This is a genomic window from Flavitalea flava (genome assembly GCF_054461575.1).
Genome location: NZ_JBTLQH010000020.1, coordinates 117634 through 126642 on the forward strand (window position 1 = coordinate 117634; position 9009 = coordinate 126642).

The window sequence follows — 9009 nt, forward strand, 5'->3', positions numbered from 1 at the left end:
ATTACGCGAAAGAACTTGTTCAATAGTTTAAAGAACATGTTTGAGCTACCTTAAAAATTATATCCGATATTAAACATGAAATTTCTTGGCGTACCCGGCCCAACCATATTCGCATTAGCCTGTGATACGATATATTGCTTATCAAAAATATTATTGAGATTTAAAGAGAATTTCATTTGCTTTACCTGGTAATATAAAGCAGCGTCAGCAACAGTATAGCCGGGCAACGTAAAGTAAGTAAGCCTGGTAGCCTGCTCAGAGGCGAAGTTAGTGCCAAGGCCAATTCCGAAGCCTTTCAGGTATCCATTCAAAAGCGTGTACTTCATCCAAAAACCACCCTGGTGGTGCGGAGCCGCTTCTTTCCATTGCCCGATCTCGGAAGCCTTTGCGCTTCTGCTGATTATTGCTTCGTTATAGGCATAGTTGGCATTGACAGACAAATTAGGTAAAATATTACCGGTGATCTCGAACTCTAACCCTTTTGAAGTTTCCTGCCCCCGTTGCTCCATTAGCTGCGGGTTGTCAATATTGTTGGCAGTTACTAAAATATTATTCTGCTCAATTTTATAGGCGGCGATGCTCACAGCCAGCCTTTTATCGAACCATTCGCTTTTGGTACCAACCTCTATCATTTTACTGGTAAGCGGATCAAACGGGCCGCCATAGACTTCCGGCGAGCCGATAGTGCCCGCAGTCTGCGGCTGAAAACCTTCCACATAAGTAGCGTATACATTTATTTTATCAGTCAGGCTATATACCAGCCCTACCCTTGGAATTAAGGCGTTTTGCGTTACTTTTTTTACCGTGCTTGTTTTATAGTTTACGAAATCAGTATAGAACTCTTTCCTGAGGCCTAACAGCAATTGTATCTTTTTCCATTTGATATGGTCCTGCACATAAACACTTTTTGAGGAATATTTTGTGGCAGGATTAACTGTCCTGGTCGTAAAATAGTTATCTATGTTAGCGGCAGTATAGTCAGGCTTAGCCAGGTTGTAAAATGGCACATTAGGTACAGGATTACCCTTTTCATCTAATAAATATAAATATTTTTTCACTGGATCATAATTGGCGATAGAGACGGTATTCGTTTTGTTGCGGTAGCCAGACGCAACGCCATTAGTAGTACCAAGAGGCACCAGGCTCTGGATAAAATCGGCGCCAATCAGCAGCTTATGTTCAATACCGCCTGTATGCACATTAAAATTAAAATATGTGGTAAGGTTGTCATCGTAACGTGTACGATTGCGCTCCGTAGTGCTTTGTAATAAAAGCGATGGAATTTCTTTTCCTGCACTATCCAATGCATAGGCATTACCGCCACGGTGCTCTACCATATCTTCAAAAAATTTATACTTCAGATAGGATACGTTCCAGGAAATTTTATTGCTGAATTTATGGTTCATGATCGCCGAGAGGTAAAAGGTCTTTTCTTTTAAATAATCGCTTGCCCTCGACATACTTTGCGAAACAGGCGTTGTAAATAGCCGGCTGGCGCCAGTTGTGGAGGGACCGTAAAGCGGCTGGCCTCTTTCCGTTCTGCCACCGATGACACTATAAACAAAATCCACATCGATCCTGGTTTTATCATTGGGTACAAATGCCAGGGTTGGGGCAACCGATATATCTTCCCTTCCCTGCAAATCCCTGAAAGTGGCGCTATTCTGGTAGGCCATGTTCAGGCGGTACAATACGGTTTTATCTTTATTTATAGGGCCTGTAAGGTCGGCATAGGCCCTCAGTGTTTGGAAGCTTCCCACAGACACATTCGCTGAATTCCTGTTTACCGGTAATGCTTTTTTAGTTACGTTATTTATAGAGCCGCCTGGTTCTGTATTGCCATACAGAGCCGAGGCAGGTCCCTTCATTACTTCAATTCTTTCCAGGTTATTTACAATGATCGAATTAAATGACCGGCCACTTATCCTTAACCCATTTATAAACTGGTAGCTGTTGCCGGCAATTCCCCGAAGTGTAAACCGGTTTTCAAAATTATTCAGGCTTACCCCACTTATATTTTTTAGGATATCATTTACTCTGAAGGCCTGCCGGTCAATGATTAATTCTTTGGTAACATAGCTAACAGACTGGGGTAGATCTTTAAGTGGCACAGGAGATTTAGCCGCCGAAACAGACATTTCATTCCGGTAGGTCCGTTCCCTGAAACCCGATACTATTATTGAATCCAGCTTACCTATACTTTCTTCCAATGTAAAATCAGCAATGTAAATACCCTGGCCAGCAGCGATCACAATGGTTTTAGTCTTCTTTTGAATGCCAATTCCAGTAACTACAAGCGTATAGGTACCAGCATTGATATTTTCTATTATATACTCGCCTGTTTCGTCACTAACCGTGCTTTTATCTGCTCCTTTCAGTTCGATACTCAGGAATTCAGCGGCCTTGCCGGCACTATTGAGGGTCCTCCCTTTTATAGTGGCATTTTGAGCTATACATAAGGTCCCGGATAGTATAAAAATTATTGCAGCAGCTAATATCTTTTTCATTTTGGTAATCCTATTTTGGAGGGGTTAAATTTTGAGATGCAAAAATGTAGTAACACCAATAGAAATGGAGTAGCAACCGGGAAATGGTTTTACGATAAAAGGAAACTGACTTGTTTGTGACAAAGTGGTGGCGCAGTTAGCCTCTGGAGGATAATGGCTAGATCAGAGAAAGGCATTTGATATTTTAAACAAACACCTTAAGCTGCTTACCGATATGAAGTATGTAAATACCCAAGCGGATATTGTTCAAAAAAGTGATTTTGTAAGTATGTATTCAACGACAATTTATACTATCGGGAAGGCATCTATCGAACCCCTGCCATAATGGATATGTTAGTACATAACTATCTGGAAATGAAAGAAAAAGGCTACCCCTTTTATGAAAAAAAACGATAAGCTTATCAAATCGGAAGTGTTATAATTGTCTGGTGGCTGTATCGAAAGAAATTAATTAATAAAAATTTCATCTCAGGAAAAAACGGGGTTCAAAGGATCCTAAGGCGACGCCAAAAGACCGCCACAGGAAATATCTTCCATGGTGTGTTCGTCCATGGTAGTTAGTGATCAGCAAGATATTCACATTAAACGAAGGAATGCAATGATGTTAAGACTGTATTGCGGTTTAAGTCCTTTAAACTATATGGATTTATTGATGTAAGGGAGTTAAAAATCTATCGAGATAATCTAAAATCATCTTATTGATAGCACCATATAACCTTATTACTCTTGTCCACCTAATTATTAAAAATAAATGTATATTTGAACAAGGACATACGCCAATTGCCAAGTTGTGCGTCATGCTTTGACAAGAGTTACCTGTATTTTGGCAGGACATTATTTAATCATTGACTAAAATTAAAATAATGGAAAATAAAAATGATAATCCCGGGATATACATACCACCGCCGCTTTTTTATGTAGTTGCTTTTTTTGCTGCGGTTCTTATTCAAAAACTTCTGCCACTCAACAAGGATTTTTTCTATACTACAACATCAAAAATTATTGGCTCGACGATTATTCTTATCGGTTTGTTTTTCAATTTTCCGGCACTTCGACAGTTCTTTAAGTCAAAAAATACACTTGTCACCATTAAACCTGCAAACTCATTACAAACGACTGGTATTTATTCAATAAGCCGCAACCCAATGTACGTTAGCTTACTTCTTTTATATGTTGGGCTCTCATTTATAATTGGCAACTGGTGGCATTTAATATTTTTTTCTTTTCTCTTTTTAATAGTTCAGGAGTATATCATTAAACGCGAAGAGAAATACCTTGATCGTAGGTTTGGAGAGCAGTATTTTGATTACAAAGTAAAGGTGAGAAGATGGATTTAGTATTATGTTTGCTGACAGACTGAAGTAGCACGAACGTACAACATGTGTATTGCAAAAAATGCAGGCTGACGAAACCTATCTTTTGATTTTTGTTTTTCAATTTAGCTGCAGTTCCAGCACGACATTATAAATTTAGCTACGTGCAAATCATCAACTTTAAAATATAAATTTGGCTTCTGTTGCCGGGATTAACGAAATTCTATTTCCTGCACTTCGGCAATACTTTTCCGTTGTGCGCCATACTTTGATCACCTAATAAATAAACCATGAAACAAATACTTCTATATGTTACAATGATATATTTTCCTGTTGTGACATATGCCCAAGAATTTAATTCGAAGAAAGAGAAAGAAGTTTATAATACAATTGTACTTATAGGTAAAGCCTGGACAGAAAACAATTTAGACACATTAGAAAAATATATAGCCAAAGATTACCTTCACACAGATGTTCGGGGACAATTACTCAATCGAATTTCCTGGCTAATCTATGTAAAGGAAAGAAAACAGAACTCTGTCGTAAACCCTGATTTAGAATTTGATTCCGTTAAAATCACAATTCATAAAGATTTTGCATTTGTAACTGGGATTAATGTTTTTTCCGGCGCAGCCTTTGCTGATGGAAAGAATAAGGCAAACGAAAAAAAACGACTTAGATTTACTCAAGTGTTAAATAAACAAAACGGTATTTGGCAGAGAATTTTATTTCAAGCTACCTATATAAGTAATGAATAAAAAAGCTGCTTAACTCAAACCATTCAGTAAGTAATAACACGAAAAAAATATTTTTAATCATCGCAATAATCAATCTAACCATTACAATGACACAAGTTCAATCTAATTGGCATCAAACATTCACCGACCTTTAAAATCGCTGGATGAATGCGTGGTTAAATAAAGATGAAAAAACCTGCAGAAAAATATTGGCTGATGATTTTACCCTTACGAGCTCACTTTTTACCTGAGAATTGATAACCAAAGAACAATGGATAGGAGCTCTTCTGAAATATGATTGCAAGAGTTTTCAATTTGATACTATAAAAGTTCGTGTTAATCGTAATACGGTTGTATTAAATATTTGGATCATCAGGAAGCAACAGTAAATGGAAAGGATTGGAATGGAAATTTTCTGAATAACAGTTGGATCAAGACGGGACTTCCATCCATCGCAGGAAAGATTACTGACTTTTTGGAAACCCCAAAGAAAGTTGTTAAAAATAAAAAAGCAATAAAAGGCAGGATTGGTGAAGCCGCCAATTATAATTTATATTACTCCTGAAACACTGTAAGTTGAAGCAAATTGTAAAGCTTTTGGTATTAATAGTAGTTATAGGGCTTTTAATTATTGTTGGCTATTATATCAAAAATAAACTTTATGACCCTAAGCATAAGCTTGAAAGAGCTGACAAAGAGTATGCCTCCGGGAAGTTGATAGAGGGGTATTGATTTAGTAATTAACTTTGCCTTAGGGCCTATTCTTTTTCCAGTTTTGGGGAAGAAGCTCCTTGATTTTATTGATATGTATTTCTTTGATGTCCTGGCTGAGAATATCTTTTAGCCATTCATACGGATTTACATCATTGAGTTTACAGGTTACTAGCAGGGAGTAAAGCAGACCTTCTTCCGCGCTCTTTTCTCCAGCGCTTTGCTGACGGAAAAGTCCTGTCGGGATAGTTCCTCGCCGCTCAACAGGGAAATAAACTCATGCAAATCCAGTTCATAAAACTGGCACAAGCCCAAACCCATCACAAAACTCAAGTCCCGTTGATCCCGTTCGATCTTCAGATAGGTCGTATTAGAAGCTTTTAAGGCTTTATATAGCTCGTTCAGGTTGGGCCTTCGTTCTTCCTTAAGCCGGGCTAAGACCTGTCCCACCGTATTGCGTTGATTGGAAATGGATGGATGCATATACCCAAAGATCGTGCATTTTTAGGCCTGCTACTCCACACAATATCCCCATCCACAAACCCAAAATCGCCTAACTATTTTTTGCCACAAATCAAAGGTGGGGCGTATTAGAGGCTTACGCGATGGGAAACGGGGATTAAGAAAGTCACTATCCAAGTAGGTAGGATGGGCGTCATTTTATCTTTTAATAAACCGCAGTGCTGCATCATCCGGCCAACCCCTTTTCGCCGCCCGGAATAAATGGCAGTGTATAACTGCGCTTCCTTTAAGGCTCTTTTAGACGTTTCGATTGATGTAGAGTCGGTAATGTCGTTCATGTAGATGTGTAACCCTTTACCCGCGTAAGACATTAGGATGGCTCCGGCCCGTTGGCCATTCTCCTTACAAATGGTACACCATGCAGCTTTGTTAACAACGGCTATAAGTTCATGGGTACCGGGGGCTGCTCCCGAAACGCCATTCTCCTGAGACCTGGCAGCATAGGTGGTAATGCCAGGAGGATCGAAAACAGAAATTTCTCTTTTTTCATTTTTAAGTTGATTTGATTTACCATTAATACCAACTTAAAAATAAAATCACCCGGTATACTATGAGCAGGTAATGGATGTCAATGTCAAGGGTACCGCCTTACCGGACATCAAATAAGGCGAGGACTTCTTTTGGATTTTGATCACCGACAAGAATTAATTCCCTTTCTGGCTTGACATTTTTAACAGTGTTGATGGCTTGAATAATAATTTTTCCAGTATGCGGATAGTAGCCCATGCCCCATTTTGGCGTCGGATCATGAAAAATATCTTTGACATCTGCTCTGCGAATAATAAAATTCTGTTTGTCAGCTTTCATAAATTCTTCATAGTCGGCAAGAATATTTTCATATTTGCTGTCCATTTTCCTGTTTACATAGGCATCAGGAATATGCATAACTTTCCATCCAACTGCATGTCCAATACCAAAATTTGGTTGTACCGTAATATACCCGTTAACTTTTGCTCCCAGGATCAAGCTGTCTGTGACATAAACTTTGTAAATACAGTTCAGCAACCCTTTATATTCCATAGCAACAAAGTACGGTGGCCTGTTTATCGAAGGAGGAACAGGGTTGTAGGATAAAACGGTAGCGACCAATAAAGACCATACTAGAACTTTCATTTTATACATTTAAAATTGAATAGATACTTCCCCTTCCCAATCCCTGTTACTCATAGAAAAGCCTTTACTTAGTTTAAGGCGGTTTTATGCCCGAATTTCTGTGCTTTTACAAAATAATGGTTGGCCCATCGCGAAGATTGCTCAACTCCATCGCCATGTTTATAACATAATCCTAAATTGTATAACGCTTTCGGGTCATTCTTTCTTGCAGCTTTTCTATACCAGGCGACCGCCTGTTGATAGTCCTTTTGAACTCCCTGCCCATAAAAGCAACTAACTCCCAAATCTCTTTGAGCTTCAGTGTCGCCTTTCAACGCTGCAAGAGTGAACCATTTTACCGCCGTTTTAAAATTCTGTTTTACAAGTTCGCCCTCTCTGAAAAAATATCCGATGTTATATTGGGCTTCAATATGCCCTTCCTTTGCAGCCTCCAGATACCATTTATAAGCCTGACCAATATCTTTCTTTATCCCTAACCCATTGTCCTAGCAAGTACCAAGATAGAATTGCGCACGCTTATGTCCGTTGAAAGCTGCAGAACGCCATAAAGCAAAAATATTACGCCAATTTCTTCTCTTTGTTACCGTTTCAAATGCGAGATGATAACCCCAAAAGAATTGTAGGTTTTGCTCTTCCTTACTAGTAGAATTATTCATTTGGCGCTCCTTAATTTGCACGAATATTCATAACGTTGACTGAGTCGAAGATATGAGCTTTTTTGCAACTCTTATTCACGATATTCAAGAGGTATTTAATACTAACTTTTTTGGAGCGATTAATGTCACACAAATTTTTTTGGAATTACTCAAAAATTCTGAAAATCCACGAATATGCAATGTTACCAGTGGTCTTGCATCTTTATCCCTACATAGTTATCCAAATTGGAAATACTATCCTTTTAAAATGGCAAGCTATGTATCCTCAAAAGCTGCGTTAAACTCATATACTGTTTTACTAGCTTATGAACTTAAAGATTTACCTTTCAAAGTAAACGCTGTTGATCCCGGTTGTACTGCAACAGATTTCAATCGGTTTAATGGGCCTGGAACAGTAGAAAGTGCAGCAACTTTTATAATTAAGCATACTCTGACGGACAAAAATGCGCCAACTGGAAGGTTTTTCAACAATGACATAAAGGACGAAAGCGAAGAAGGCCCTTGGTGACAAAAAGCACCACACAACATGGCATTGGCAAAGGAGAAGAAACAGGCACAAATTCTGAAGTATCTGAGATTTCAGAAACAATATTTTCTCAGTGCAATAATTTTATTGCTATGCGTTTGACAAATCCTGTGGATCAGGGCTATGTTAAGAAATTGCTCCCAGATACCTTGGGAGCTTTGATTGATACAATACCATCCTTAAAACTAGCTAAATTGTTATGAGTTTTGAGGCTATCAAGGATGGAAAGTGTTCTTGCATCATCCGTCGCTTTGTATTTGCCTTGATAATAGTCTTTCGCAGCTTTCGAAATTGTTGGGCTGTTCAAATAATATCCTGTGTCCTGTGGCATCTGGGCCTTTGTATTCAGGAGAAAAAAAGATGAAAGTATGACTGTTATTATGGTTTTCATACAGTGAAAAATAGCAAAAATTAAGCATAAGTCAACGAAATTCTTCCCATTTTGACCGATACGGAGGAAGAGGACACCTTTCGCCCCTATATAGCGTAAGCTACCCCTTTTTTAGCTACGGTTGGGGATGACATTTGTAATAAAAAAAGCCTCCAGTTCAAACGAACCTGAAGGCTTTACCATGGAATCCGCTTCCCAAAATTGCTGAAATTGGCAACTTCTTGCGGATAATTGACTTGCGTGGCGTTGGGGACAATGTTCGAACTTTTCGGAGGACGATTTTATGAAAATGAGGCAATTTTTGGATGACCATTCCCATCATTTGTAATTTGGAATGGAATGTAGTGCCTTTTTTTGCAGATAGGTGCTTTTTAAAAAGTTCGAAATCAATCAGTGCCTTACCTGCCTCACCCGGCTACAACTATACACCTATGATAACATAAGCGAATTAATTGATGTGATCGGCAATTACAACTACAGCGTTTTCGGCAACTAAGACTACAGTGTTTTCGGCAACAATGATGCAGAGAAAA

General features: G+C 38.7%; 9 protein-coding genes and 1 pseudogene. 4 read left to right on the forward strand and 6 right to left on the reverse strand.

Annotated features, from left to right (window positions below):
- Positions 1 to 50 precede the first annotated feature (50 nt).
- The gene (locus tag ACX0G9_RS18005) at positions 51 to 2507 is read right to left on the reverse strand and encodes a TonB-dependent siderophore receptor (RefSeq protein ID WP_459066333.1); all 2457 of its coding nucleotides are present in this window, start codon (positions 2505 to 2507) and stop codon (positions 51 to 53) included.
- Positions 2508 to 3370: 863 nt separating this feature from the next.
- On the opposite strand from ACX0G9_RS18005, the gene ACX0G9_RS18010 reads away from it, so the two are divergent.
- Both ACX0G9_RS18010 and ACX0G9_RS18015 read left to right on the forward strand, forming a co-directional pair.
- On the forward strand, positions 3371 to 3844 hold the full coding sequence (locus ACX0G9_RS18010; protein ID WP_459066334.1) for a methyltransferase family protein: 474 nt from the start codon (positions 3371 to 3373) through the stop codon (positions 3842 to 3844).
- A gap of 266 nt (positions 3845 to 4110) precedes the next feature.
- Positions 4111 to 4578 carry a nuclear transport factor 2 family protein gene (locus tag ACX0G9_RS18015; RefSeq protein ID WP_459066335.1) on the forward strand — a complete coding sequence of 156 codons (468 nt, stop codon included), beginning with the start codon at positions 4111 to 4113 and terminating at the stop codon, positions 4576 to 4578.
- A gap of 730 nt (positions 4579 to 5308) precedes the next feature.
- Here ACX0G9_RS18015 and ACX0G9_RS18020 read toward each other — a convergent pair.
- From ACX0G9_RS18020 to ACX0G9_RS18040, 5 genes and pseudogenes are all read right to left on the reverse strand, one after another.
- A complete protein-coding gene (locus ACX0G9_RS18020; protein ID WP_459066342.1) occupies positions 5309 to 5515 on the reverse strand; it encodes a transposase domain-containing protein in 207 nt (68 codons plus the stop codon).
- Positions 5440 to 5751 (reverse strand): hypothetical protein, encoded by a 312-nt coding sequence (locus ACX0G9_RS18025; protein ID WP_459066336.1) that lies wholly within the window; start codon positions 5749 to 5751, stop codon positions 5440 to 5442. The genes ACX0G9_RS18020 and ACX0G9_RS18025 overlap by 76 nt, the downstream gene beginning before the upstream one ends.
- A gap of 627 nt (positions 5752 to 6378) precedes the next feature.
- A complete protein-coding gene (locus ACX0G9_RS18030) occupies positions 6379 to 6903 on the reverse strand; it encodes a hypothetical protein (protein ID WP_459066337.1) in 525 nt (174 codons plus the stop codon).
- Between the two features lie 68 nt (positions 6904 to 6971).
- On the reverse strand, positions 6972 to 7217 hold the full coding sequence (locus tag ACX0G9_RS18035) for a tetratricopeptide repeat protein (protein ID WP_459066338.1): 246 nt from the start codon (positions 7215 to 7217) through the stop codon (positions 6972 to 6974).
- Positions 7218 to 7376 (reverse strand): annotated as a pseudogene (locus ACX0G9_RS18040) (tetratricopeptide repeat protein); the annotation flags it as partial.
- A gap of 235 nt (positions 7377 to 7611) precedes the next feature.
- On the opposite strand from ACX0G9_RS18040, the gene ACX0G9_RS18045 reads away from it, so the two are divergent.
- Together ACX0G9_RS18045 and ACX0G9_RS18050 are read left to right on the forward strand one after the other, a co-directional pair.
- Positions 7612 to 8067 carry an SDR family NAD(P)-dependent oxidoreductase gene (locus ACX0G9_RS18045; RefSeq protein ID WP_459066339.1) on the forward strand — a complete coding sequence of 152 codons (456 nt, stop codon included), beginning with the start codon at positions 7612 to 7614 and terminating at the stop codon, positions 8065 to 8067.
- Positions 8064 to 8288 (forward strand): hypothetical protein, encoded by a 225-nt coding sequence (locus ACX0G9_RS18050; protein WP_459066340.1) that lies wholly within the window; start codon positions 8064 to 8066, stop codon positions 8286 to 8288. The genes ACX0G9_RS18045 and ACX0G9_RS18050 overlap by 4 nt, the downstream gene beginning before the upstream one ends.
- The last annotated feature ends 721 nt before the right edge of the window (positions 8289 to 9009 follow it).